This window comes from Alcanivorax jadensis T9 (assembly GCF_000756655.1).
Classification (GTDB): domain Bacteria; phylum Pseudomonadota; class Gammaproteobacteria; order Pseudomonadales; family Alcanivoracaceae; genus Alcanivorax; species Alcanivorax jadensis.
Map to the genome: position 1 here is coordinate 23,987 of NZ_ARXU01000011.1, position 23,816 is coordinate 47,802.

The window sequence follows — 23,816 nt, forward strand, 5'->3', positions numbered from 1 at the left end:
CGTGCAGCGGGGTTACTTCTTGAAGCGTTTGATCATTCGCTTGCGCTTGTGCACCTGGCGATCCGTCAGTGTGTTCTTGCGCCCTTCAAAAGGATTGGAACCGGATTTGAATTCCAGCCGGATGGGCGTGCCGTCCAGTTTCAACAACTCGCGAAAGCGGTTTTCCAGAAAGCGTTTGTAGCTGATCGGCAGAGATTCGGTACGATTACCGTGCAAGATAATCGTAGGCGGATTATTACCACCCAGGTGCGCGTAACGAAGCTTGGCGCGGAAACGGCCATTACGCGGCGGCGGATGACCGGCGGTAATGCTTTCCATGATGCGCGTCATCTCGTTGGTGCCCACCTTGATAAAGGCCGAGTCCCAGGCTTTTTCAATCATGCCCCACAGATCACCCACCCCGGTGCCATGCAGCGCAGAGATGAACTTGATCTTCACCCAGGGAGCAAATTCCAGGCGGCGCCCCAGTTCCACGCGCACCCGTTCCTTGTGGTCCGCATCCAGACCATCCCACTTGTTCACTGCAATCATCAGGGCGCGGCCACTATCGAGCACATAGCCCAGCAGGTGGAGATCCTGATCGGTGATGCCTTCCCGGGCATCGATCACCAGCACCACCACCTGGGCGGCATCCACCGCCTGCAGCGCCTTGATCACGGAAAACTTTTCCACGGTTTCGGCAACCTTGCCACGGCGGCGTACCCCAGCGGTATCAATCAGGGTATAAGCCTTTTCCATGCGCTCGAAGGGAATCTCGATGGAATCCCGGGTGGTGCCGGCGTGGTCGAATACCACCACACGCTCTTCCCCCAGCATGCGGTTGATCAGGGTGGATTTGCCCACATTGGGGCGACCCAGCACGGCCACGCGAATGCTGCCGTCACTGGTATCCACCGGCTCACCCTGTTCATCGTAATAGGGTTCCAGATCTGGAAATGCCGCCAATATGATTTCGATCATGCTGCGCACGCCACGACCATGGGCAGCCGCGATGGGCAGCACGTCGCTGAGGCCCAGGGCATAGAAATCCGCCATGGCCGTATCCGGGTCGATGCCGTCGGTCTTGTTCACCACCAGATAGGTGGGCTTGGGCAGCTTGCGCAGCTCCATGGCAATCTGCTCATCGGCGGCGGTCAGGCCGGCCCGACCGTCGACCAGGAACAACACCAGGTCCGCCTCACCTACCGCCAACAATGACTGCTCTGTCATGGGCGCGTCGATGCCATCGTCGTTTTCCCCGATGCCACCGGTATCCACAACGGTATACAGATAATCCCCCAGCCGACCGTCACCGTACTTTCGGTCACGGGTCAGGCCCGGGTAATCCGCTACCAAAGCGTCACGGGTACGGGTAAGTCGGTTAAACAGGGTGGATTTGCCCACATTGGGCCGCCCCACCAGGGCGATGACCGGTTTCATAGTTGTCTCTGCAAGGATGTCTGGGCGCTATGGTAACGCAATTCGGTGATAGAGGCGGAGAGAAGAAAATCAGGAAAACAGGGGCAGGCGCAATGGGAGCGGCCACTTGGCCGCTCCCTCTTGTTGAGATTAACGTTCTTTCAGTTGGTACGCGGCCAGTTTGCCGTCATAGCTGAGCACATAGAGGACACCATCGTAGCTCACGGCGGTGCCGGCAAAGCCATCCCAGTCGTGGCGTTTGCGGGCAACGATGCTGCCATCGTCCACATCCAGCCAGTGCAGATAGCCTTCGAAATCGCCAATCACCACGTGATTGCCCTGTACTGCGGTACCGGTAAGACGGCGACCATAGAGCTTGTCCTGCTTCCACAGAACCGTACCACTGCGCATATCCAGGGCACGTACCACGCCTGTGTCGTCAGCCACGAACAGGCTGCCATTGCTGGCACTGATGATCTGCGCGCTGGACAGTTCCTTTTCCCAGTAGGGGCGACCATTTTCCTGGTCCACCACTGCCGCCTTGCCCTGGAAGGTCACGGCGAACACGCCACCGCCTTCCACGATCAGGTTGCTGTCCACATCCACCAGGCGGTCCAGTTCGGAGCGTCCGGTGGGTTCGGCGATACGTTGCTCCCACAGCGGGATACCGTTCTCCAGATCCAGCGCCGCCAGCTTGGCGTTGGCAAAACCGGCGTAGGCCTTGCCGTTATCCAGGGTAGGCTGCGCCAGCCCGCGCAGGGTCAGGGTGGGCACCGGGGTCTCGTAGTCCCACAGCTGCTCGCCGCTTTCCACATCCAGGGCCGTCACATGGCCATCCTGGGTCTGGAATACAGCAACATTGCCGTCACTGGCGGGAATCGCCAGGGCTTCGCCGGAAAGCGTGGTGCGCCAGAGGGTATCGCCGGTTTCCATGGACAGGGCCACGGCCACCCCCTCGCGGGTACCGTAGAGCACCATGCCGTAGCCGGCATAGAAGCCACCGGCAATGCGGTCCTCGGTTTTCACCCGCCACTGGCGCTTGCCCTTGTCGCGGCTGACCGCATAGACATCGCCAAACACATCACCGGCAAATACCTGTTGCTCGGTCACCGCCGGGCGCAGGGACAATTGACTGTCCTCCACCCCGTTGCCGACGCCCTCTTTCCAGAGCCGCTTGACCTTGTAGCTGGCCTCGAATTTCGGCAAGTCATTGGGCTCAATGGCATTGGGGTTGGAGCTACAGCCGGCCAGCACGAGGCTGGCCAAAATCACGGGGAGAAGGAAATATTTCATTTAGCTCTTCAGGTCGTCCAGTTTCATCTGCACACGGTCTTTTTCACCACCGTCCTGCAGGACATCCAGGGCCTGTGTGTAAAGATCGCGGGCCTGTTCTGCCTCGCCCTGGGCCTTGGCCACATCGCCTCTCAGCTCCAGCGCCATGCCGTTAAAGGCCGACGGAAAGCTTTTGCCGAGCAGGTCATCGGCCTTGTCCCAGGCCTGCTGCTGCAGGAACACCCGGGCCAGACGCAAGCTGGCGGTGTAGCTCAGCTCATCGGTGGCACCATCATCGGCCACCGGCTGCAGGAAGCTCACAGCCTTGTCGTAGTCCGCGTCCTGCACAGCCAGGTTGGCCTTGGCCAGGCGGGCGTAATCCGCATAGGCGCTGCTGGAAAAGTCCTCCATCAGCAGGTCGGCCTTGTCGTTGATGACCGCCGCATCCATAGGGTTGGCGGACAGGGCTTCCACCATGACCTGGTAGTGAGCTGACGCTTCAGAAGCCTGCTCCCCCTGATGACCCTGCCATTGACGCCAGCCAATCAGCGCAGCCACCGCCAGCACTACAGTAATCACTGCAGCGGTACCGTTTTCCTGCCACCAGGCCTTGATGCGTTCGACCTGTTCTTCTTCGTCGCGGATGTAATCGACCACCCTGCTCTCCTTTCGTTTTTATTGCCGGGAAGTGTTCTTCCTGACGCTTGGGTATTTCGTTTGTTCCGGTGCACAAATCAACGCCGGGGGTAGCAAACTACAAGCTGCCTATTTATTCCAGAAACGATATCAGTGCGTTGGTGACATCGCCCTGTGCAACCTGCTGCTGCTCACCTTGGCCGCGCAACGGCTTCACCGTGACGACCCCACTGGCCAGTTCATCTTCGCCCATGATCAGGGCGACGGCCGCACCGCTGCGGTCTGCCTTTTTCATCTGGCTTTTAAAACTTCCGCCGCCGCAATGGAGCTGAATGCCACGACCTGGCGTGGCATCGCGCAGTTGCTCGGCCAGCGCCATGGCGGGGGTCAGTGCATCACCCATGGCCATTACATAGACGTCCACGGCGGCCGACAGTTCCGGCTTTTCCTGCTCGATCAGCAGAATCAGTCGTTCCACGCCCATGGCAAAGCCCACACCGGGAGTCGGTTTGCCACCCAGCTGCTCCACCAGGCCATCATAGCGACCGCCGGCACAGACGGTGCCCTGGGCGCCGAGGGCGTCGGTGGTCCACTCGAACACGGTCTTGCCGTAGTAGTCCAGGCCCCGCACCAGGTAGGGGTTCACTTTATAAGCAATGCCGTTGGCATCGAGCAAGGCTTTCAGGCCATCAAAATGCTCGCGGGCGTCTTCATTGAGGTAATCCGCCAGCTGCGGCGCATCCTTGAGCACTTCGCGGGTACCCGGGTCTTTGCTGTCCAGCACCCGCAGAGGGCTGCGCTCGAGGCGTTTCTGCGAATCCTCGTCCAGCTGTTCGAAATGGGTCTTCAGGTAATCCAGCAGGGCGTCGCGATAACGGGCCCGGTCGTCACTGTCGCCCAGGGAATTGAGCTCCAGGGTGACCTTGTCGGCCAGGCCCAGGGCTTTCCAGAGACGGGCGGTGAGCAGAATCACTTCCGCATCGATGTCCGGACCGGTGATGCCGAACACTTCCACGCCAATCTGGTGAAACTGACGATACCGGCCAGCCTGGGGACGCTCATGACGGAACATGGGGCCGGTGTACCAGAGCCGCTGGGTCTGGTTATACAGCATGCCGTGCTGCTCACAGGCACGTACGCAGCTGGCGGTACCCTCCGGACGCAGGGTCAGGCTGTCGCCGTTACGATCATCGAAGGTGTACATCTCTTTTTCGACGATATCAGTGACTTCGCCGATGCTGCGCTTGAACAGGTCGGTCTGTTCCACCACGGGCATACGGATTTCCTGGTAGCCGTAGCTGGCCAGCACAGCGCGGACCTTGTCTTCCAGCCACTGCCAGAGACCCGTCTGTTCCGGCAGGATGTCGTTCATCCCACGGATGGAGGTGATTTTCTTGCTCACGAAAATTCCTTGGTAAAAAAGTCGGACGTCTGATGTCAGACGTCTGACGCGAAAGCCTTCAGGCTTCAGGCGTCTGACATCAGACTCTCGACGTCCGACCTGTCATTCACTTCTTGCGATAATGCCTTTGGCTTCGTCGTCACGCTGTTTCTGCACCTTGGCCCGAACCATGCGTTCCAGTTCATCGACCAGATTGTCCGCGGTGATGTGATGACTCTTTTCACCGTCCCGATACGCAAGATTGTTAGGTGTGCCCCCGGTCAGGCCCACGTCTACTTCCCGGGCTTCGCCGGGACCGTTGACCAGGCAACCAATCACCGCCAGGTCCACGGACTCGTTGATATCTTCCAGGCGCGCTTCCAGCTCGTTGACGGTCTTGATCACGTCGAAGTTCTGCCTGGAACAGCTTGGGCAGGCGATGATGTTCACGCCTTTCTTGCGCAGGTTCAGGCTTTTCAGAATGTCGAAGCCCACGCGCACTTCCTCCACCGGATCGGCAGCCAGGGAAATGCGGATCGTATCGCCAATGCCTTCCATCAGCAGCGCGCCCAGCGCCACAGCGGATTTCACCGTGCCGGAGCGGAAGGTACCCGCTTCAGTCACACCCAGGTGCAACGGCTGTTCCAGCTGGGCAGACAATTTACGGTAGGCCTGCAGGGTCATGAAGACATTAGAGGCCTTCACACTGACCTTGAAGTCCTGAAAATCATAGCGGTCGAGAATATCCGCATGGCGCATGGCGGATTCCACCAGCGCATCAGAAGTGGGCTCACCGTATTTACGCTGCAGCTCCTTTTCCAGTGAGCCGGCATTCACGCCAATACGAATCGGGATACCCTTGTCCTTGGCGCACTGGATCACTGCCTTGATGCGATCTTCGCGGCCGATATTGCCCGGGTTGATACGCAGGCAATCCACGCCACGCTCTGCCACAGCCAGGGCAATCTTGTAGTCATAGTGGATATCCGCCACCAGCGGCACATCCACCTGCTGACGAATCTTTCCGAAGGCGTCGGCGGCGTCCATGCTGGGCACCGAGACGCGCACGATATCCACACCGGCATCCTGCAAGCGGCGGATCTGGCCAACGGTGGCGTCCACATCGCAGGTTTCGGTGTTGGTCATGCTTTGCACGGAGATGGGGGCATCGCCGCCCACGGGGACGTTGCCGACAAAAATCTGCCGGGTCTTTCTGCGCTGGATTTTGACTTCCGGTTCCATGGTGTTTCTACCCTCGCGAATCAGGGAATGGAGACTCGCACAACTGTACCGGGGGAATTCGTCGGCAAGGTGACAACCTCGCCATTGAGGATCAGTTCATCAACGGCCCCGGCATCGCCCAGAGTCAGGCTGAACGGCGCTTTGCCATCCAGTTGCAACGAGGCGCCGCCCTGCTGTTCACCCTGGCGCAAGGTGCGGCCAGTGGCGTCCTTGACGCTGATCCAGCAATTGCCGGAAAACGCCATCAGCAGGCGGTCGAGGCCGTTTTCGGCCAACATGCTCGGGGCAGGCTCGTCGCTGCTCTCTACACTATTTAGACTCTCGGCACTGTTACCGTCTGCCGCCGCCCCGGTGTCTTCAGGCTGGGCGTCGTTGGCAGTATCGTCAAGGGACTGGGGGGAAAGCTCGTCACCGGCGCCCTGCTCTGGCGCCGATTCCGGCTCACCGGGAAAAGGGCCAGTTTCGCCGCCGACCTCTTCATCAGCCTGCAGAGAAACACGTTCTTCAGGCGCATTCATTCCGGAGGTAGACAACGGCGCCAGCGCTTCTTCTTCAGGCCACAGCCAGATGAGCAGCGCCACCACAACCAGCAGGGCCACTACCGCCAGCAACGGCTTGCGCCACACGGACGGCGGCGGCGCCATTTTCGGCAGATCCAGCGGCTTATCGAAAGCATCATCGTTAACTATCTGCTGGAAGGTGTTGGCAATTTCATCCGCTGGCAAGCCGAGTAACCTGGCGTAATTCTTCAGGTAACCCTTGACGAAGGTTGCCTCAGGCAAACGCTCGTAGTCATCCGCTTCCAGGGCTACCAGGTAGCTCTGGGAGAGATGCATCTTCTTCGCCGCTTCGGCAGGGGTCCAGCCCAGTGCCTCACGGGCTTTGCGACAACGTTCACCCGGTAGCACGACCATGTTATCGCTCATTTCCCGCTCTCCTGAGAGGCTTTCCAATTCTGCCACTCACGGTATTCTCCGGAGCGGCGATGCATGTTTTCCAGTGCCAGCTCATAGCTGGACTGCTGATCTTCGTGACCCAACCTACTTGCCAGACGGATGCCGAGCCACAGGGATCGGGCACTCTGCCGACCACTGCGCTGTAGATACTGCTGGTAGTAATCCCAGGCAAGTCGCATGCGATCTTGCCGCTGGTACAGTTCGGCCAGTTCCAGGTTCGGTGTTACGGCCCTGGGGTCGAGGCGAATCGCTTTGACAAAGGCCTTTTCCGCGGCGTCATCATTGCCCAGCTGGCGATAACACCTGCCCATGTTGGCCCAGGCGCTGCCTCGACCCTGGTAGGAAGGATCATTGGCAGCGCGCTCGAATTTTTCCAGTGCGTCCTGGTAAGCACCACGACTGTAAAGCATGGTGCCGTAATTATTCAGCGCCGGAGCAAAGTTGCGATCTGCCCGTAACGCTTTCTTGTAATGAAACTCTTCCCGTTCGGGGTCATTTTCGTATTTGTAGAGCAGAGCCATGGCGTTGTGCGCCACCGCGCTGTCATCGTTGTGGGCAAGAGCCCGGGAGAAATGCCGGCGCGCCTCGGAAGGATTGCCCTGCTGCATATACTGCAGGCCCGCGGCAACACGGCTGGTTACCGCATCGTCCACTTTGACTTCCCGTTGCCCCGAATCCACCGTCACACACCCGGTAGCCAACAGACTTGCGATCAGCAAGCCTGGAAAAACCCGAAAAAAACGTCTCATTGCGCTTGCGCTGTGTTGTTATCGGTTTGTTCGGAGCGGTGAAAAATGGATTGCTTCCAGCGCTCACTGCGCCGGGTCCGATCTTGCACCTGCCCCACCAGCTGACCACAGGCGGCATCAATATCGTCACCGCGCGTTGTCCTTACGGTAGTCAGCAATCCATTGTCATTCAGGTACTTATGAAACTCCAGAATATCGCTTTTCCGTGACCGTTCATAACCGGCATGGGGAAAAGGATTGAACGGGATCAGATTGACCTTCACCGGAATGCCGTTAAGCAGCTTGACCAGCTGACGGGCATGCTCCGGTTTGTCGTTCACATCACGCAGCATCACGTATTCCATGGTAATGGTTTTATGACGATGGGTGATGTTGTCGCTGTAGCGCTTGCAGGCCGCCATCAGTTCTTTCAGCGGGTACTTGCGGTTCAGCGGCACTAGTTCGTTACGCAGCTCGTCATTGGGTGCGTGCAGGCTGACGGCCAGCGACACATCCAGATCCTGGCTGAGCTGGTCCATCCTCGGGATATGGCCGGAGGTAGAGAGGGTGATGCGCTTCTTGCCGATACCGTAACCCAGGTCATCTTTCATGATGCGCATGGCGGTAAGCACATTGTCATAATTGAGCATGGGTTCGCCCATGCCCATCATCACCACATTGGTGATGGGGTGTTCGCCAAGATTGCGACGGGGACCAAAAGCGCGGCTGGCCTGCCACACCTGGCCGATGATCTCGGCGCTGGTCATGTCGCGCTGGAAACCCTGCTTGCCGGTGGAGCAGAAACTGCAATCCACGGCACAGCCGACCTGGGACGACACGCACAGAGTGCCGCGGCGACCATCAGGGATAAAAACGGTTTCCACAGAACCACCGCCGCTCAGTTCGAACACCCATTTGCGGGTGCCGTCACGGCTGATGCTTTCATGAGCTACATCCGGGCCACGGATTTCCGCCACCTCGGAGAGTTTCTGGCGCAATGCCTTGCCCACATCGGTCATTTGCTCGAAGGAATCCGCCTGATGGTGGTGGATCCATTTGAGTACCTGCTGGGCACGGAACTTCTTCTCGCCCATTTCCAGGAAGAATTCTTCCATTTGCGGACGGGAAAGACCGAGCAGATTGACCTTCTGTTGGGTTGTCATAGCATTCTCCAGTCAGACTGTTTAGTCAGTCTGTATACAAGTCTGCCACGGCAGGCGCCGTGGCAGACAGTGCACCGGCTGTTTTAGCGGGTGCGCGGGCAGAGTTCTTCGTCAGCGAAGAAATAAGCCACTTCACGGGCAGCAGACTCGGCAGAGTCAGAGCCGTGCGCCGCATTTTCGTCAATGGTCTGAGCGAAATCGGCACGGATGGTTCCAGCTTCCGCATCCTTCGGGTTGGTAGCACCCATCAGGTCACGGTTCTTGGCTACGGCGTCTTCGCCTTCCAGAACCTGTACGATTACCGGACCGCTGGTCATGAAGGACACCAGATCCTTGAAGAAGGGGCGCTCCTTGTGCTCAGCGTAGAAGCCACCAGCCTGCTCGTCGCTCAGGTGTACCATTTTCATGGCAACCACTTTCAGGTCGGCCTTCTCGAAACGGGATACGATGTCGCCAATTACGTTCTTGGCCACGGCATCAGGCTTGATGATAGAGAGGGTGCGCTCAACAGCCATCAGTCAGTTCACTCCAGAATTTACGTTAAATGGTCCCCGGGAACCCAAAACAAGCTCCTCCAGGCAGAGAAGGGGCAATCCGGCAACCTTGCGAACGCAAGAACCACAGCCACCCCTTTGGAACCGGCGGATTATACGCAAGCAGGGTGAATTATGATACCGTTGCCGCCCCGCCACGGGCCTGCCGCCCTGCCGCCACCGGGAGCCGGTCGAAAGCCCGCCTCTATATGGTCGATGGTCGACAGCGCTCACGAATGGCGTATAATACCTGACTAAATTACTCTGGTATTCAACATCAGGCCCTGACCTATGAGCCAAGCTGAACTGGACAAACTGATTCGCTCCAACTACGAGGCCGGTTTCTCCACCACGGTGGACACCGAAACCCTGCCCCCCGGGCTGAGCGAGGAAGTCATCCGATTCCTGTCCGCCAAGAAAGAAGAGCCGGAATGGATGCTCGAATGGCGCCTGGACAGCTACCGCAAATGGCAGGAAATGCCCTCCCCGGGCTGGGCCCACCTGCACCACGACCCTATCGACTTCAACAAGGTGTCCTACTATTCCAAGCCCAAGAGCCTGGATGACGCCCCGAAGAGTCTGGATGAGGTGGACCCGGAGCTGCTCGCCACCTATGAAAAACTGGGCATTCCCCTGCATGAGCAGGAGATGCTGGCCGGCGTCGCCGTGGATGTGGTGTTCGACTCCTCCTCCGTGTTTACCACCTTTAAAGAGAAGCTGTGGGAAGCCGGGGTGATCTTCTGCTCCATTTCCGAGGCGATCCAGAATCACCCGGAGCTGATCAAGAAATATCTGGGGAGCGTGGTACCCAAGGGCGACAACTTCTATGCCGCCCTCAACAGTGCCGTGTTCTCTGATGGCTCCTTCGTCTATATCCCCAAGGGCGTGCGCTGCCCCATGGAGCTGTCCACCTACTTCCGCATCAACGAAGCCAACACCGGCCAGTTCGAGCGCACCCTGATCATCGCCGATGAAGGCAGCCATGTGAGCTACCTGGAAGGCTGCACCGCACCCCAGCGGGACGAGAACCAGCTGCACGCGGCCGTGGTTGAGCTGGTCGCCCTGCCCGGCGCCGAGATCAAGTACTCCACGGTGCAGAACTGGTACCCGGGCGACGAAAACGGCAAAGGTGGCATCTACAACTTCGTCACCAAGCGCGGTGTTGCCCACGACAACAGCAAGATCAGCTGGACCCAGGTGGAAACCGGCTCCGCCATCACCTGGAAGTATCCGTCCGTGATCCTGCGTGGTGACAACAGCATCGGTGAGTTCTACTCCGTGGCCCTGACCCGCCACATGCAGCAGGCGGACACCGGCACCAAGATGATCCACCTGGGCAAGAACACCAAGAGCACCATTATTTCCAAGGGCATCTCCGCCGGCCGCAGCAGCAACAGCTACCGCGGCCTGGTACGGATCAGCCCACGGGCAGAAAACGCCCGCAACTTCACCCAGTGCGACTCCCTGCTGCTGGGCGACACCTGCGGCGCGCACACCTTCCCGTACATCGAGTCGAAGAACCCCTCGGCCACCATCGAACACGAGGCCACCACCTCCAAGGTGAGTGACGACCAGATGTTCCTGTGCCGCCAGCGCGGTATCGACCCGGAAAAAGCGGTCTCCATGATCGTGAACGGCTTCTGTAAAGAGGTGTTCAAGGAACTGCCCATGGAGTTTGCCGTGGAAGCGGGCAAGTTGCTGGAAGTGAGCCTGGAAGGGGCCGTGGGCTAAGGCCATACCCTGAAGACGACACTGTAGGAGCCATGCTTGCATGGCGAACCATCGCGACCCCTTCGCCATGCAAGCATAGCTCCTACAACACCCTGATTAACCGGGCTGGAAGCCAGCCCAACCGAAAGGCGCATCAAAACATGCTGGAAATTCGTGATCTGCACGCCACCGTGGCGGACAAGCCGATTCTCAAGGGCCTGAACCTGACCATTAAACCGGGCGAGGTACACGCCATCATGGGCCCCAACGGCTCCGGCAAATCTACCCTGGCCAACGTGCTTGCCGGTCGTGACAACTACGCCATCACTGGCGGCGAAGCCCTGTTTGAGGGCAAGAGCCTGGCAGAGCTGGAGCCCGAAGAGCGCGCCCAGGCGGGCCTGTTCCTGGCCTTCCAGTATCCGGTGGAAATCCCCGGCGTCTCCAACATGGAATTTCTCAAGGCCGCGCTGGAATCCGTGCGCACCGCCCAGGGCAAGGAAGAGTGGGATTCGGTTACCCTGCTCCGCCAGGCCCGTGCCGCCTGCAAACAGGTCAACCTGGACGCCAGCTTCCTCAAGCGTGGGGTCAACGAAGGCTTTTCCGGCGGCGAGAAAAAGCGCAACGAAATCATGCAGATGCTGCTGATGGAGCCGAAACTGGCGCTGCTCGACGAAACCGATTCCGGGCTCGACATCGATGCCCTGCAAACCGTGGCCAAGGGCGTCAATTCCCTGCGCAGCCCGGAGCGCGGCATCGTGCTGGTGACCCACTATCAGCGTCTGCTGGACTACATCGTGCCGGACTTTGTGCACGTATTGTCCAACGGCCAGATCATCAAATCCGGTGGCAAGGAACTGGCCCTGGAGCTGGAGAAGAAAGGCTACGGCTGGCTCACAGGAGAAGAGGAGTCCGCATGACACTCTCTGCAAGCGACCTCGCCATTGACCTGAAAACCCAGGCCCTGGCCAACGCCCGCCGCCACGGTAGTGACGGCGATGCGCTGACCGACCTGGAGGCTGCCAGCTTCCCGGAACGCAAGACCGAACGCTGGAAGTACACCTCGTTGAAGGCCCTGGCCGACGGCCACCTGAACGCGGTTGCCAATGGCGAGATCAGTCAGCCCCTGCCAGCCCTGAGCGAGTTTGTGGTCACCATCAACAATGGCCAACTGCAGGGCAGCTCCCTGCCCGCCGGCGTCAATCTGCATCACGACGCGCCCGTGGTAAACGGCCTGCAGACCCCCTTTGCCGCCTATAACGGCGCGGTGTGCGGGCAACCGGTGGTGCTGGAAGTGGCCGCCAATACCCGCATCGAACAACCGATTCACCTGCAGATCCAGAGCGCCAGCGAAGCGCCGGCCCACTGCAACCCGCGTGTCATCGTCAAGCTCAATGCCGGCGCCGAAGCCACCGTCATCGAGCACTATCACGCCGAAGGCCAGGCGCTGACCAATGCGGTCACCGCCCTGATCACCGCCGACAACGCCACCCTGACCCATTACCGGTTGCAGGGCGAGCAGGCCAATACATTGCACATCGGCACCCTGATCATCGATCAGCAGGGCGTCAGCAAGGTAGACAGCTACCAGCTGATGACCGGCAACCGCCTGCGCCGCAACGACGTGCGCGCCCTGGTGAACAAGAGCGGTGCCGAGCTGAACATGAAAGGCATCTTCGTGGTGCGCGACAAGAGCCACGTGGACAACCAGCTGTGCGTGGAGCACGCGGTGCCCAATTGCCAGTCCGATCAGAACTTCAGAGGCCTGGCCGGTGAAAGCGGCAAGGCGGTCTTCAATGGCCGCATCCACATTCACCCCTTCGCCAGCGGCACCAATGCGGAGCTGTCCAACAAGAACCTGCTGCTCAACCCCGGCGCCGAGATCAACACCAAGCCGGAGCTGGAAATCTACAACGACGATGTGAAGTGTGCCCACGGCACCACCGTCGGCCAGCTGGATGCCGGTCAGCAGTTCTACCTGCAATCGCGCGGCATTCCCGCTGCCGAAGCCAAGCGCATGCTGAGCCTGGGCTTCGTTAACGAATTGCTGATGGCCCTGCCCGACGCGGCAGTGACCGAGTGGGCCCAGCCCTGGCTGGAAGCGGAACTGACCCATGCCAGCCCGGCAGGAGACGCCGCGTAATGACGTTTGATGTGGCAGCCCTTCGCGCACAGTTCCCGATCCTGAATCAACAGGTCAACGGCAAGCCGCTGGTGTATCTGGATAACGGTGCCACCACCCAGAAACCGGAAGCGGTGCTGAACGTGCTGGAGCACTACTACCGCACGGTGAACTCCAATGTGCACCGCGGCGCCCATCATCTCAGCGACCTGGCTACCGGCCAGTTCGAGGGCGCCCGCGAGACCGTGGCCCGCTTCCTGAACGCCAGCCGCGAAGAAATCCTGTGGACCAAGGGCACCACCGAGTCCATCAACATCATCGCCCAGTGCATCGGCCGTGAGCGCCTGCAGCCCGGCGACGAGGTGCTGATCAGTACCAGCGAGCACCACGCCAATATCGTGCCCTGGCAGCAGGCATGCCTGGCCACCGGCGCGACGCTGAAGGTGATCCCGCTGCGCGAGGATTGCAGCCTGGATCAGGACGCCTTCGACCAGCTGCTCACCGAGCGCACCAAAATCTTCGCCATCGGCCATGCCAGCAATGCCCTGGGCACCCTGAACCCGGTGCAGGAAATGGTCGCCAAGGCCCGTGAGGCAGGCGCTATTACCGTAGTCGACGGCGCCCAGGCGGTGGCCCACTTCCCGGTGGATGTGCAGGCCCTGGACGTGGATTTCTACGCTTTCTCCGCCCACAAGTTGTTTGGCCCCACCGGCATCGGCGTGCTTTACGGCCGTCGCGAGCTGCTGGAGGCCATGCCGCCCTACCAGACCGGCGGCGAGATGATCGAAACGGTGAGCTTCGAAAAGAGCACCTGGAACCAGCTGCCCTACAAATTCGAAGCCGGCACCCCCAATATTGCCGGGGCTATCGGCCTGGCCGCTGCTATCGACTGGTTCAATCAGCAGGACCGCGAGGCACTACAGGCCCATGAAGATTCTCTCTTGGTCCATGCCACCAAACAGGCAGAGGCTTTCGATGGCTTGAAAATCATCGGCACCGCCGCCAATAAAGTCAGTGTGTTGTCCTTCCTGCTGGAAGGCGCTCACCCGGCGGATGTGGGCATGCTGCTGGATAAACAGGGCGTGGCGGTTCGCACCGGCCATCACTGCACCATGCCGCTGATGGACACTCTGGGCATTCCGGGCACAGTCAGGGCCTCGTTCTCCATTTATAATACCCTTGATGAGGTGGATCGCCTGTTCGAGGCGCTGGAGAAGGTGAAGACCTTTCTCTGAGCCCGGCACACACCTCACCGTAGGAGCGTCGCTTGAGACGCGAACCCTGCTCGCGACAGGCTGCGCCAAGTACGATTCGCGTCTCAAGCGACGCTCCTGCGGCAATATCAACCATGCGCTAATGCAAGGTAGGTAATTTCATGACAGTTCAGACATTCCAACCCGGCCAGGTCACCCTTAACCTGACCGAGGCTGCCAACCAACAGGCCCTGCGGGAAATCCAGCGAGCCAGTGCCAGCGGCATCCGTCTGGATCTGGACGAATCCGGCTGTTCCGGGTTCATGTACACCCTCGATTTTGTGGAAGAACCCAAAGACGGCGACAAGCTGTTCGAGATCGACGGCGTCAACCTGTACGTGCCGGAAAAGTGGCTGCCCATGCTTAATGGCCTAGTCATCGACTACGTCACCGAGGGCGTCAACAGCCTGTTCAAGTTCCGCAATCCCAACGCCACCGGTGAGTGCGGCTGCGGCGAGAGCTTTACCGTAGACGAGGTCTGAGTTGGCGCAAGAACAGAGAACGGTTGTCGTCCAGCGTGATGTACCGGCCCGCAAGGTGCCGGACGGCACCCGCATTACCATCCCCAAGAACAGCTTCGTCAATCTGAGCCAGGCCCTGGGCGGCACCTACACGGTGACCATCAATGGCAACATGGCACGCATCGACGGCACCGACGCAGACGCCATCGGCCAGCAACCGCTGAAGCTGGACTTCGCGCCCGCCAACGAGGACGGCAGCGTGCGCCAGGACGACCTGGACAGCACCCTACAGACCATCTTCGACCCGGAGATTCCGGTGAGCATCAAGGAACTGGGCCTGGTCTACGGCTGCGATGTGATCCAGCGCGATGGCGAAAACGTGGTGCAGGTCCGCATGACCCTCACCGCCCCCAACTGCGGCATGGGCCCGGTACTGGTGGGCGATGTGGAAGACCGGCTCGGCAAGGTGCCCAACGTGAACAAGGTGGAAGTGGCCCTGGTGTTCGATCCGCCCTGGAGCCGCGATATGATGAGTGAAGAGGCTCAACTCGAGTTGGGAATGTTTTGAAAAGCAGCTGCTAGAAGCTAGCCGCTATTCTGGAGTGCAAGCGACGTGTTCGATATCCACAACATCACCCTGGGCGAAAAGATTACCGCTGAGGACATCAGTGAAGACCTGGAATTCCTGGATGACTGGGAAGAGCGCTATCGCTATATCATCGACCTGGGCAAGCAACTGCCCGAGCTGCCCGATGAGCTGAAAACCGAAGACCGCTTTGTGCGCGGCTGCCAGAGCCAGGTGTGGCTGGAAACCGATTACGACAGCGACGCGGACACGCTGTACATGGCGGTGGATTCCGACGCCCTGATCGTCAAGGGCCTGGCCGCCATCGTACTGGCCGCCCTGAACCGCCAGTCTCCCCAGGCCATCCACGATTACGACATGGACGCCTTCTTCGATCGCATCGACCTGCTCAACCACCTCAGCCCCACCCGCGGCAACGGCCTGCGCGCCATGGTCGGCAAGATCAAACAACAGGCCCAGTCACTGACTGCCTAGCCTCCCGCTACGCAAAAAGCATTTTCACCACAGAGGACACAGAGCTCATAGGGAAAGGATGTTTATCCTCCGTGAACTCTGTGTCCTCTGTGGTAAATCGCTTTTGACTTGGTTCTGGAACTTGTCGTCCGAGAAGACGGCACAACACCACGTCCGCCTTACACCGCCTCCAGGGCTTGCTGCGTCTTGTTCGGCTGGATATGGAACACAAACCGCTGCTCCCCACCCTCACCCGCTTCCGAGCCAAGCAGGCTGGCGGTTTCATTGAAATAGGCGGCAACCCCCTTCACCGAGCCATGAATCATCGCCGCCATATTGCGGTGGGAGTGGTAGTGAATTTCCAGGGTATCGTCGCCGCGCTTGTGCACCTCAATCTTCGGTGCTGTCGCCGCCGGGTCCTTGAGGCGCAAAATGCGTTCGTGGATCTGCTGCATGTTCAGCAGAAATGTCATGGCATCCCAGCCCGTGGGAATCATCGGCTGGTACATAGTAATCAGCGGGCCGATCACCCACTCACCGAAATCCGCCAGCAGGTCATCCCGGCGTAGCCCGGTAGCAGATTCCGCCGCCCGCAACAGCGCTTCCATTTCCTCATCCGGATACAGCGCCACCGGCAGATAGGTCTTGCCCTGCAACCCCGCCGTGGAGACCACTTCGCCCCAGGCGTCGGTACCCATGAATTCATCCAGATACCGCTTGAAATTGGTCACGATCACGCCATGCATGTCACTGCTCCCGAGCCGGCTCTCCTTCTCCCTCTATAACAGCAAGAGCTGTGCCGCATGTACGACCGTCCAACCAGCCCGCACCACCACTGGCCCGGCGAATATCTACCCCTTCACAGCCAGGTGACATAGCCGGTCACATTTTTCTGTTTTTGCGCGATTTATCCCCCTGACGGGAAAGCCTAAGGGCGATGAAAGAAAGGACCGTTGGAGCCTTGCTTGCAAGGCGAAGAGCAAAACGCTGGCACCGTGCCAGACCAACCGCCTTCGCCTTGCAAGCAAGGCTCCAACGGATAATGAGGCAACGGCGCGTGCCTTTCAGACCGCATCCCGCTGCGTCTGCTCCGCAGCAGAGATCCGCATGATGAAGGTCCTGTGGGTACCCACCACCCGCTTCTCCTCCATCAGCGCTGCCTTCTGCCCATAGTACTCGGCCACACCATAGACGCAGCCCAGCGCCAGATAGCTCATGTCCCGGTGCGACTGATACTCCACCTCCAGCAGCCCCGGGGAAATTTCCGACACATTGATATGCGGCGGCTTGGCGTTGGCATCTTTCATGCGCACCACCCGCTCGTGAATGCGATCGTCGATGTTTTTCAGGAAGGTCACCGCGTCCCAGTCATCAGGAATAAAGGAGCGGTACATTTTCATTAGCGGGGGAATCACCCAGGCACCGAAATCCTTGAGTATCTCGTCGCGGCCCTGGCCGGTGACCTCCACCGCCGCCGCCAGAAGATCCTCAAGATCACTGTCCGGGTACATGCTGATAGGAATAAAGGCCTTGCCGGGCAGCCCGGCCTTGTCACGCAGAGTGTCCCAGGCCTCCTCGCCCAGTTTTTCTTCCACGTATTTTTTCAGGTTGGAAATAATGACGCCGTGCATGGAGCTCCCTCCCATTCAGGTGTTTATTCACCATAGCAGGGAGGTACTACCGTGCAGAAAACCGCTCGGGGCATAAAACGCGCCACCGATTAGGATAACAACGTCTAACCGGCCACCTTTCTCAGTCTCTGGATGACCTCGGTCACGTTCTCGATCACCCGGTCAATATCCGCCTGCGAGGTAAAGCGCCCCACCGAAAAGCGGATGGAGCCATGGGCCAGCGCATCCGGGACGCCCATGGCCTTGAGCACATAGGAAGGCTCCAGGGACGCAGAGGTACAGGCAGAGCCGGAGGACACCGCCGCCTGATTCATGGCGGTCAGCAGCATTTCACCGTCCACGCCGGCAAAGGCCACATTGAGATGCCCCGGCAAGCGCGGCGCCCCCTCACCATTGATGCTCACCCCGTCCAGCTGGCTGATGCCTTGCCACAAACGATCGCGCAGCCCGGCGATACGCGGGCCTTCCTCATCCCGCAAACGGGCCGCCAGGGCAACCGCTTCGCCCATACCGACGATCTGGTGAGTCGCCAGGGTACCGGAGCGCATGCCCCGCTCGTGGCCGCCACCATGAATCTGCGCCGCCACCTTCACATCCGGCGAGCGGCGAACATATAGCGCGCCAATGCCCTTGGGCCCATAAATCTTGTGCGCGCACACGGACAACAGATCCACCTGCAGGGCCTGCACATTCAAATCCAGCTTGCCCACACTCTGGGCCGCATCAGTATGGAACAACACACCCTTCTCGCGGCACAGGGCGCCGATGGCGGCGATATCGTTGATCACCCCGGTCTCGTTGTTGGCGTGCATCACGCTCACCAGCACGGTGTCCTCACGGAGCGCCTCGGCCACACTCTGCGGGTCGATACGGCCATCCGCAGCGGGTGTCAGATAGGTCACCGGGTGGCCCTGCTTTTCCAGCCAGCCACAGGCATCCAGCACCGCCTTGTGTTCGGTGGCACTGGTAATCACATGGCCACCGCCACGGGCTTCGATCACGCCCTTGATGGCCAGGTTATTGGCCTCGGTGGCACCGCTGGTCCAGACAATCTCCCGCGGGTCCGCCTGCAGTAGGTCCGCCACCTGACGGCGGGCGGATTCCACCGCTTCCTCTGCCAGCCAGCCATAAAGGTGGCTACGTGAGGCCGGGTTGGCGAACGTCCCTTCGGGACCGAGATGACGGACCATCACATCAACCACCGCCGGATCTACCGGGGTAGTTGCCGCGTAGTCGAGATAGACGGCTTGGCTCATGGCGACTTGGCTTGTGGCGATTGGGGTTGGCGAAAAAACAGAGAGGAGATTATACCTGAATCCACACCGTCATCGTGGTTGCCGGGTAAAGGGTGTGCGGTGCCGGCAAAGGCTGACGATGAGGATTCAGAAGCAGCTTACAGGCTACTGACGGGCAGACGCTGATGCTGACGGTCCTGACGCTGGGCCACCTGCTTCACTTCCTGGCGAGCCACCAGCTCCCCCAGGGAAATACCGCCCAGAAAGGCCTGTATCTGATCCGACAGATCGCACCACAGGTGGTGGGTCAGGCAGGTATCGCCTTCCTGGCAATCCCCGTGGCCGCCGCAACGGGTGGCATCCACCGACTCGTCCACCGCCGCAATCACCGCCGCCACATCAATATCGTCGCTGGCCCGGCTGAGCTGATAGCCCCCGCCCGGCCCGCGTACGCTGTTCACCAGGCCATTACGGCGCAACTTGGCGAACAACTGCTCCAGATAGGAAATGGATATACCCTGACGATCGGAAATATCCGCCAGCGACACCGGGCCCGTGGCCGCATGCAATGCCAGATCCAGCATCGCCGTCACCGCGTAGCGACCTTTTGTAGTCAACCGCATATCCACACCCTTATTGCGTGTATTTGACGTGAAGCGTAGTAATCCTGAGCAATTTGGTCAAGTATTAATGAATTACAATTAAGAATCATTTTCATTTAATGTGCAACTATGGCAGATATCCCCTTTCTCTGCCAACAACTGATCAAACATTACCCACAAAGGCACCCAGCGCTTGACACCCACCCCTCCCTCGCGGAAAATTCGCGACCTCAAATGGCAAGGTAGCTCAGCTGGTTAGAGCACAGCACTCATAATGCTGGGGTCGGCGGTTCAAGTCCGCCCCTTGCTACCAGATAAAGAAAAAGGGGCCTGACGGAAACGTCAGGCCCCTTTTTTGTTTTACGACTTTAGACATTGCTTAGCCCCAGTGCGCGAAGCAAAATCTTCAACTTCTCTCCGACAGAACCTCTCTCACCCATAGCACAATTACTCAAAAACAGCGTTTATGCTTTCTAGAGCATATTTTCTCAAATAGGGTGGGCAAACGTTGAAGGAAAAATCCAAGCTCAAAATCTAGAAAATCTACTACACGCCGCCACTCTTAGCATTAAAATAAAACGCCGTTACCCCACCAATCAGGGTTCCGCCGAAAGCCAGAAATTCCGGGAAGTGTGGGTTCTTGGTGAGTGCCAAAAGAAAGATAAAGATAAGGATCGAGAAAACGATAAGCATAGCCAGAACAGGCTTAACTCGTTTGTTCATTCTCTCAGTAATGGGTTCTGACTGGCCCAAACCCCCACAGGTGCCACACGCCAAACCGGCCAAGTCCCTGCCTTTCAATTCGTGATATTTAGCGCAGGCCCGGCAACTTTTTCCTTCTTCACCCGATGTGCAAATGCCCGTTTCACTACAATGCCTGCAAGGGTACAGATTCGATTTCACTTCCTGCATTCCATCACTTCCTTTGTGACCAGCAAACTCCATTCGCCATGCAAGCATAGCTCCTACAAAAACAGGAGGCCGAGGCTAATCAGTTAAACCGATACTCCAGCCCCAGCGTATACGCCTCCACATCCACCTCATCCAGTGAATAGCGGTCCACACTGCCGCGGAATTTCAGGTTGTCGAGGCCGTAAGTGAAGCCCGCGCCCCAGAAGCCGTCGGTGCCGTCTTCGTCGCTGCCGTGGTCGAATTCCGCGTCCCAGCGCAGGGCGCCGGCGCGCAGGAACAGGTCGGTGCCGGTGGCGATGCGGGCCTTGCCGATGGCGGCGGCTTCGATGCCGGAGATATCGACTTCGTTGTCGTCACCGTAGTCACCCAGCCACACAGCACCGCCTTCCACGCCAACGGAGAAGGTATCGCGAGCCAGGGGGAAGCTGACGCCACCCAGCAGCGAGAAGGTGGTGTCCGTGGTGTCTACTTCGGAGGGGATATCCCGGTCATCCAGATCGGTCCAGCCGCCTTTGAGGACGCCATAGACACTGTGAGAGGCAAAGACAGGGGTGGAAAGTGTGATGGCGCCGAGGATGGCGGTGGTAGCAAGCAAAGGGGTTTTCATGTGTCGCTCCCTGCGATCATTATTGATTCAGGTACGACTTTATCACGAGGCAGGAAGGATGCCAGAGGGCAAACGCCGGTGCGGGCGTCAGGGGATTCGCCTGTTAAGGGTTACTGCGCTCCGGTTGCAGATATCAGGGCATGTCGCACGATCAACAACGGCGCTCAGGGACGGATCACGAAGTAATAGTCGCCGCTGAGTTTCAGGCGCATGCAGCCGTGGTCATCGGGGAGATCGTTTTCCCACTCCACGTCCTGGACGCCCAGATCGAAGGCGGCGGTGTTGCGGGCGATGGCTTTGAGGCGCTCCACATCGTTGGACTCGGTGATCAACACCGGGGGGATGGCAGCAGCGCTCTTTTCGCGAAACAGTCTCATCGTCTCTCTCCTCGCTGTGTCAAAGCAGCTACATCAAGGCCCATGGCGACCCTGCTTTGAGGTGACGACCGCTCAGTCCTTGTTCGGGGTGAGCCGGTATTTTTATTCGTGCGTTTTACCTTTGCTCTCTCTTGTTACCGGAACCTTTTACCCGGTGCAATAACCCTGTTTGCTCATATTCAAGAAAATGCGAAGTGAGTCAACCGCCTGATTTCACAGTAAAAAAGCCTGCACAGGGCAGGCTTTTTCTCAAGAAAATGAATGAGTTAACCATTCGTCGGTCAGAGCATGATCAAGTGGTTCGGCAGCTCATTTTTTTGTTCCGTGGCGGGCACGTGGGTGGCCAGTTTGTCGCCGCAGGCGGCCACGCATTCCTGGAAGCCTTCCGCTACCCGGCCGGCTTTCACCCGGGCGATGAAGGCATCCACGATGGTCTGCCACTCGCTGTCATCCACATGGCGAGCAATGCCCTGATCCGCCAGGATTTCCACGTAGTGTTCCGCTTCGCTGACGAAGATCATCAGGCCAGTGCCGCCGCGGGTGCGGTGCAGGCCCTGCTCGAGGAACGCCTGCCGGGCCAGGCCGGCGGCGCGCATGCGTTGCAGGCGACGGGGCACGACCCGGAACTGCACCGGCTTGAGGCGGAACAGCACCGCCAGCACCAGCAGTACCCCCCATTGCAGCAGTAGGCCTTCAAAGGGAGTCAGCCAGACCGGCAGGAACAGCAAAGCCACCGGCACCAGCAGGGACAGCAAGGCCGCCCACAGCAGGGTCACGTAGCGGTAATCGTCGGCCTGGCCTGCCAGTACCGTAACCAGCTCCGCGTCGGTGCGTTTTTCCTGTTCACCGATGGTCTGGGACAGGGTTTCCTGTGCGTTTTTATCCAGCAACATTACCAACCTCCCGAGGCGCCACCGCCTCCGAATCCACCACCGCCGCCGCCGAAGCCGCCGCCACCAAAACCACCACCGCCGCCGAAGCCGCCCATGGGCACCGGCAGGAACATACCCCCACGACGGCCACCCCGGCCCCCACCGCCACCAAAGGACAGCAGGAAGGTGACCACGACCATGCCGATCAGCATCAGCAGGGCCTTGAGGCCGCTGGGTTTGTCGCGGGGTTGGCGTTCGCCTTGATATTCGCCCTTGATGGCCGATTGAATGGCGGTGACACCGGCCTGGATACCGCCGTAGAACTGACCCTGGCGGAAGGCGGGCAGGATTTCCTGCTGGATGATGACGCTGGAAAGCGCATCGGTGAGCACCCCTTCCAGGCCGTAACCCACTTCGATGCGGACCTTGCGATCCTTGGGCGCCACGATCAGCAGAACACCGTTATCGGATTCCTTGCTGCCGATACCCCAGTGGCGGCCCAGCTGGTAGCCGTAGTCGGCGATCTCATAACCTTGCAGATCCGACAGGGTGGCCACGACCACCTGGTTGGAGGTGTTCTGTTCCGCCGAGGCCAGTGCCTGGGTCAGGCTCTGACGCTGGGCGGCGGTCATCAGGTTGGCGTTGTCCACCACCCGGCCGGTGAGTTCGGGAAATTCCGGCGCCGCCCACAGGGGCGACGACAGAAGCAGTATCAGCAGGGTAAATAAGCGCATCATTCGAAACTGACGGCCGGCGCCTGATCCGCATCTTCCGCGGTGGCTTCGTAGGTTTCACGCATTTCCATGTCGCTGTACAGGAAGCTGTGCCACAGCCGCCCGGGGAAAGTACGGATTTCGGTGTTGTACTGCTGCACGGCGGCGATGTAGTCACGGCGCGCCACGCTAATGCGATTCTCGGTACCTTCCAGCTGCGATTGCAGCGCCAGGAAATTCTGGTTGGCTTTCAGGTCCGGATAGCGTTCCGCCACCACCATCAACCGTTGCAGGGCCGAACCGAGCTGACGCTGGGCCTGCTCGAACTGTTTCAGTTTTTCCGGATTATTGAGCATGTTCCCATCCACCTGGATGGAGCCCACCTTGGCGCGGGCCTGGGTCACTTCCACCAGCACTTCCCTCTCGTGACTGGCATAGCCCTTCACGGTATTGACCAGGTTGGGGATCAGGTCTGCCCGGCGCTGATACTGGTTTTCCACCTGCGACCAGGCGGCTTTTACCTGTTCGTCGTAGGTGGGAATGTTGTTGATGCCACAGCCGCTGAGCCAGCCGGCCAGCATGACCAGAAAAAGGCTACGCCAAAGTGTCATGGTTCTCTGCTCCTTCAATCCAGAATGACAGCGGTTCCTTGCGCTTGTCGTCGCGCAGGCTCGCCAGTAACTGCTGTTTTTCGCTACGGGTCAACCGCTTGAGCCGGGCTTCCAGCCGCGAGGCGGAGGCTCGATCGCCGGCGGGCACCAGCAACACCGGCTGTACCGGTCGGCGGGCACGGGTGTAACGTGCGCCCTTGGGGCTGTAATTATGCTCGTGAAAACGCCGGGCCGGTTCGGTACTGATACCGGTATACAGTGTCTGGTCCGCACAGCGCAGCATATACACCCACCACTCTTGCATGGTTTTTACATCCCACTTTTTACTGGCTGCTATGATGCCAGAGACGTTCAAGACAACAAGG

Annotated in this window: 27 protein-coding genes and 1 tRNA gene; 8 read left to right on the top strand and 20 right to left on the bottom strand. The window is 59.3% G+C overall.

Annotation, left to right across the window (positions count from 1 at the left end; genetic code table 11):
- Positions 1 to 12: 12 nt before the first annotated feature.
- The 9 genes from der to ndk all read right to left on the bottom strand — a co-directional run bounded on the left by der (position 13) and on the right by ndk (position 9,291).
- Positions 13 to 1,419, bottom strand: coding sequence for a ribosome biogenesis GTPase Der (gene der, locus T9A_RS12765; protein WP_035249081.1), 1,407 nt, complete (start codon positions 1,417 to 1,419; stop codon positions 13 to 15).
- 129 nt (positions 1,420 to 1,548) lie between these two features.
- Positions 1,549 to 2,691, bottom strand: coding sequence for an outer membrane protein assembly factor BamB (bamB, locus tag T9A_RS12770; protein WP_035249083.1), 1,143 nt, complete (start codon positions 2,689 to 2,691; stop codon positions 1,549 to 1,551).
- Complete coding sequence (locus T9A_RS12775) at positions 2,692 to 3,327, bottom strand: YfgM family protein (protein ID WP_035249086.1); 636 nt, start codon at positions 3,325 to 3,327, stop codon at positions 2,692 to 2,694. It abuts the gene before it with no gap.
- A 112-nt stretch (positions 3,328 to 3,439) separates the two neighbouring features.
- Positions 3,440 to 4,708, bottom strand: coding sequence for a histidine--tRNA ligase (hisS, locus tag T9A_RS12780; protein ID WP_084573498.1), 1,269 nt, complete (start codon positions 4,706 to 4,708; stop codon positions 3,440 to 3,442).
- 102 nt (positions 4,709 to 4,810) lie between these two features.
- Positions 4,811 to 5,929 (bottom strand): flavodoxin-dependent (E)-4-hydroxy-3-methylbut-2-enyl-diphosphate synthase, encoded by a 1,119-nt coding sequence (gene ispG / locus T9A_RS12785; protein ID WP_035249088.1) that lies wholly within the window; start codon positions 5,927 to 5,929, stop codon positions 4,811 to 4,813.
- A 20-nt stretch (positions 5,930 to 5,949) separates the two neighbouring features.
- Positions 5,950 to 6,855: a RodZ domain-containing protein gene (locus tag T9A_RS12790; RefSeq protein ID WP_035249090.1), complete on the bottom strand. Its 906-nt coding sequence runs from the start codon at positions 6,853 to 6,855 to the stop codon at positions 5,950 to 5,952.
- On the bottom strand, positions 6,852 to 7,634 hold the full coding sequence (gene pilW, locus T9A_RS12795; protein WP_035249092.1) for a type IV pilus biogenesis/stability protein PilW: 783 nt from the start codon (positions 7,632 to 7,634) through the stop codon (positions 6,852 to 6,854). The genes T9A_RS12790 and pilW overlap by 4 nt, the downstream gene beginning before the upstream one ends.
- On the bottom strand, positions 7,631 to 8,776 hold the full coding sequence (rlmN, locus tag T9A_RS12800; protein ID WP_035249094.1) for a dual-specificity RNA methyltransferase RlmN: 1,146 nt from the start codon (positions 8,774 to 8,776) through the stop codon (positions 7,631 to 7,633). The genes pilW and rlmN overlap by 4 nt, the downstream gene beginning before the upstream one ends.
- An 83-nt stretch (positions 8,777 to 8,859) precedes the next feature.
- Complete coding sequence (ndk, locus tag T9A_RS12805) at positions 8,860 to 9,291, bottom strand: nucleoside-diphosphate kinase (protein ID WP_035249095.1); 432 nt, start codon at positions 9,289 to 9,291, stop codon at positions 8,860 to 8,862.
- Between the two features lie 309 nt (positions 9,292 to 9,600).
- On the opposite strand from ndk, the gene sufB reads away from it, so the two are divergent.
- The 7 genes from sufB (at position 9,601) to T9A_RS12840 (ending at position 15,912) form a co-directional block, all read left to right on the top strand.
- A complete protein-coding gene (sufB, locus tag T9A_RS12810) occupies positions 9,601 to 11,040 on the top strand; it encodes a Fe-S cluster assembly protein SufB (protein WP_035249097.1) in 1,440 nt (479 codons plus the stop codon).
- A 140-nt stretch (positions 11,041 to 11,180) separates the two neighbouring features.
- Positions 11,181 to 11,936, top strand: a complete 756-nt coding sequence (sufC, locus tag T9A_RS12815; RefSeq protein WP_035249099.1) for a Fe-S cluster assembly ATPase SufC — start codon at positions 11,181 to 11,183, stop codon at positions 11,934 to 11,936.
- Entirely contained in the window at positions 11,933 to 13,159 is a 1,227-nt protein-coding gene (sufD, locus tag T9A_RS12820; protein ID WP_035249101.1) for a Fe-S cluster assembly protein SufD, read from the top strand. Before sufC ends, sufD begins: the two co-directional genes overlap by 4 nt.
- Positions 13,159 to 14,373 carry an aminotransferase class V-fold PLP-dependent enzyme gene (locus T9A_RS12825; RefSeq protein ID WP_035249103.1) on the top strand — a complete coding sequence of 405 codons (1,215 nt, stop codon included), beginning with the start codon at positions 13,159 to 13,161 and terminating at the stop codon, positions 14,371 to 14,373. Before sufD ends, T9A_RS12825 begins: the two co-directional genes overlap by 1 nt.
- 140 nt (positions 14,374 to 14,513) lie before the next feature.
- A complete protein-coding gene (locus T9A_RS12830) occupies positions 14,514 to 14,873 on the top strand; it encodes a HesB/IscA family protein (protein ID WP_035249106.1) in 360 nt (119 codons plus the stop codon).
- 1 nt (position 14,874) lies between these two features.
- Positions 14,875 to 15,420: a putative Fe-S cluster assembly protein SufT gene (gene sufT / locus T9A_RS12835; protein ID WP_035249108.1), complete on the top strand. Its 546-nt coding sequence runs from the start codon at positions 14,875 to 14,877 to the stop codon at positions 15,418 to 15,420.
- 45 nt (positions 15,421 to 15,465) lie between these two features.
- On the top strand, positions 15,466 to 15,912 hold the full coding sequence (locus T9A_RS12840; RefSeq protein ID WP_035249109.1) for a SufE family protein: 447 nt from the start codon (positions 15,466 to 15,468) through the stop codon (positions 15,910 to 15,912).
- A 158-nt stretch (positions 15,913 to 16,070) separates the two neighbouring features.
- Here T9A_RS12840 and T9A_RS12845 read toward each other — a convergent pair whose 3' ends face one another.
- The 4 genes from T9A_RS12845 to iscR form a co-directional block, all read right to left on the bottom strand.
- On the bottom strand, positions 16,071 to 16,637 hold the full coding sequence (locus T9A_RS12845) for a heme NO-binding domain-containing protein (protein WP_035249110.1): 567 nt from the start codon (positions 16,635 to 16,637) through the stop codon (positions 16,071 to 16,073).
- Between the two features lie 318 nt (positions 16,638 to 16,955).
- The gene (locus T9A_RS12850) at positions 16,956 to 17,522 is read right to left on the bottom strand and encodes a heme NO-binding domain-containing protein (RefSeq protein ID WP_035249111.1); all 567 of its coding nucleotides are present in this window, start codon (positions 17,520 to 17,522) and stop codon (positions 16,956 to 16,958) included.
- A gap of 104 nt (positions 17,523 to 17,626) precedes the next feature.
- Entirely contained in the window at positions 17,627 to 18,778 is a 1,152-nt protein-coding gene (locus T9A_RS12855) for an IscS subfamily cysteine desulfurase (protein ID WP_035249112.1), read from the bottom strand.
- A 137-nt stretch (positions 18,779 to 18,915) separates the two neighbouring features.
- Positions 18,916 to 19,380, bottom strand: coding sequence for a Fe-S cluster assembly transcriptional regulator IscR (iscR, locus tag T9A_RS12860; protein ID WP_035249113.1), 465 nt, complete (start codon positions 19,378 to 19,380; stop codon positions 18,916 to 18,918).
- Positions 19,381 to 19,595: 215 nt separating this feature from the next.
- Between iscR and T9A_RS12865 the strand changes: the two genes are divergently transcribed.
- Positions 19,596 to 19,672 (top strand) — tRNA-Met (locus tag T9A_RS12865).
- Between the two features lie 233 nt (positions 19,673 to 19,905).
- On the opposite strand, the gene T9A_RS12870 is transcribed toward T9A_RS12865, so the two are convergent.
- From T9A_RS12870 to T9A_RS12900, 7 genes are all read right to left on the bottom strand, one after another.
- Positions 19,906 to 20,271 carry a hypothetical protein gene (locus T9A_RS12870; protein WP_035249114.1) on the bottom strand — a complete coding sequence of 122 codons (366 nt, stop codon included), beginning with the start codon at positions 20,269 to 20,271 and terminating at the stop codon, positions 19,906 to 19,908.
- Positions 20,272 to 20,350: 79 nt separating this feature from the next.
- Positions 20,351 to 20,878 (bottom strand): outer membrane beta-barrel protein, encoded by a 528-nt coding sequence (locus T9A_RS12875; protein WP_035249115.1) that lies wholly within the window; start codon positions 20,876 to 20,878, stop codon positions 20,351 to 20,353.
- Positions 20,879 to 21,042: 164 nt separating this feature from the next.
- Positions 21,043 to 21,255 (bottom strand): hypothetical protein, encoded by a 213-nt coding sequence (locus T9A_RS12880; protein ID WP_035249117.1) that lies wholly within the window; start codon positions 21,253 to 21,255, stop codon positions 21,043 to 21,045.
- Between the two features lie 281 nt (positions 21,256 to 21,536).
- On the bottom strand, positions 21,537 to 22,148 hold the full coding sequence (locus tag T9A_RS12885; RefSeq protein ID WP_035249120.1) for a TPM domain-containing protein: 612 nt from the start codon (positions 22,146 to 22,148) through the stop codon (positions 21,537 to 21,539).
- Complete coding sequence (locus tag T9A_RS12890) at positions 22,148 to 22,864, bottom strand: TPM domain-containing protein (RefSeq protein WP_232222112.1); 717 nt, start codon at positions 22,862 to 22,864, stop codon at positions 22,148 to 22,150. The genes T9A_RS12885 and T9A_RS12890 overlap by 1 nt, the downstream gene beginning before the upstream one ends.
- Positions 22,861 to 23,451 (bottom strand): LemA family protein, encoded by a 591-nt coding sequence (locus T9A_RS12895; protein WP_035249122.1) that lies wholly within the window; start codon positions 23,449 to 23,451, stop codon positions 22,861 to 22,863. The genes T9A_RS12890 and T9A_RS12895 overlap by 4 nt, the downstream gene beginning before the upstream one ends.
- A complete protein-coding gene (locus tag T9A_RS12900; protein ID WP_035249124.1) occupies positions 23,435 to 23,755 on the bottom strand; it encodes a GIY-YIG nuclease family protein in 321 nt (106 codons plus the stop codon). The genes T9A_RS12895 and T9A_RS12900 overlap by 17 nt, the downstream gene beginning before the upstream one ends.
- Positions 23,756 to 23,816: the final 61 nt, after the last annotated feature.

Excerpts from the sequence above, each read along its gene's own strand:
- der (WP_035249081.1), bottom strand. The coding sequence starts at position 1,419 with ATGAAACCGGTCATCGCCCTGGTGGGGCGGCCCAATGTGGGCAAATCC.
- bamB (WP_035249083.1), bottom strand. The coding sequence starts at position 2,691 with ATGAAATATTTCCTTCTCCCCGTGATTTTGGCCAGCCTCGTGCTGGCC.
- ispG (WP_035249088.1), bottom strand. The coding sequence starts at position 5,929 with ATGGAACCGGAAGTCAAAATCCAGCGCAGAAAGACCCGGCAGATTTTT.
- T9A_RS12790 (WP_035249090.1), bottom strand. The coding sequence starts at position 6,855 with ATGAGCGATAACATGGTCGTGCTACCGGGTGAACGTTGTCGCAAAGCC.
- pilW (WP_035249092.1), bottom strand. The coding sequence starts at position 7,634 with ATGAGACGTTTTTTTCGGGTTTTTCCAGGCTTGCTGATCGCAAGTCTG.
- rlmN (WP_035249094.1), bottom strand. The coding sequence starts at position 8,776 with ATGACAACCCAACAGAAGGTCAATCTGCTCGGTCTTTCCCGTCCGCAA.
- ndk (WP_035249095.1), bottom strand. The coding sequence starts at position 9,291 with ATGGCTGTTGAGCGCACCCTCTCTATCATCAAGCCTGATGCCGTGGCC.
- sufB (WP_035249097.1), top strand. The coding sequence starts at position 9,601 with ATGAGCCAAGCTGAACTGGACAAACTGATTCGCTCCAACTACGAGGCC.
- sufC (WP_035249099.1), top strand. The coding sequence starts at position 11,181 with ATGCTGGAAATTCGTGATCTGCACGCCACCGTGGCGGACAAGCCGATT.
- sufD (WP_035249101.1), top strand. The coding sequence starts at position 11,933 with ATGACACTCTCTGCAAGCGACCTCGCCATTGACCTGAAAACCCAGGCC.
- T9A_RS12825 (WP_035249103.1), top strand. The coding sequence starts at position 13,159 with ATGACGTTTGATGTGGCAGCCCTTCGCGCACAGTTCCCGATCCTGAAT.
- T9A_RS12830 (WP_035249106.1), top strand. The coding sequence starts at position 14,514 with ATGACAGTTCAGACATTCCAACCCGGCCAGGTCACCCTTAACCTGACC.
- T9A_RS12845 (WP_035249110.1), bottom strand. The coding sequence starts at position 16,637 with ATGCATGGCGTGATCGTGACCAATTTCAAGCGGTATCTGGATGAATTC.
- T9A_RS12850 (WP_035249111.1), bottom strand. The coding sequence starts at position 17,522 with ATGCACGGCGTCATTATTTCCAACCTGAAAAAATACGTGGAAGAAAAA.
- T9A_RS12855 (WP_035249112.1), bottom strand. The coding sequence starts at position 18,778 with ATGAGCCAAGCCGTCTATCTCGACTACGCGGCAACTACCCCGGTAGAT.
- iscR (WP_035249113.1), bottom strand. The coding sequence starts at position 19,380 with ATGCGGTTGACTACAAAAGGTCGCTACGCGGTGACGGCGATGCTGGAT.
- T9A_RS12870 (WP_035249114.1), bottom strand. The coding sequence starts at position 20,271 with ATGCAGGAAGTGAAATCGAATCTGTACCCTTGCAGGCATTGTAGTGAA.
- T9A_RS12875 (WP_035249115.1), bottom strand. The coding sequence starts at position 20,878 with ATGAAAACCCCTTTGCTTGCTACCACCGCCATCCTCGGCGCCATCACA.
- T9A_RS12880 (WP_035249117.1), bottom strand. The coding sequence starts at position 21,255 with ATGAGACTGTTTCGCGAAAAGAGCGCTGCTGCCATCCCCCCGGTGTTG.
- T9A_RS12885 (WP_035249120.1), bottom strand. The coding sequence starts at position 22,148 with ATGTTGCTGGATAAAAACGCACAGGAAACCCTGTCCCAGACCATCGGT.
- T9A_RS12890 (WP_232222112.1), bottom strand. The coding sequence starts at position 22,864 with ATGATGCGCTTATTTACCCTGCTGATACTGCTTCTGTCGTCGCCCCTG.
- T9A_RS12895 (WP_035249122.1), bottom strand. The coding sequence starts at position 23,451 with ATGACACTTTGGCGTAGCCTTTTTCTGGTCATGCTGGCCGGCTGGCTC.
- T9A_RS12900 (WP_035249124.1), bottom strand. The coding sequence starts at position 23,755 with ATGCAAGAGTGGTGGGTGTATATGCTGCGCTGTGCGGACCAGACACTG.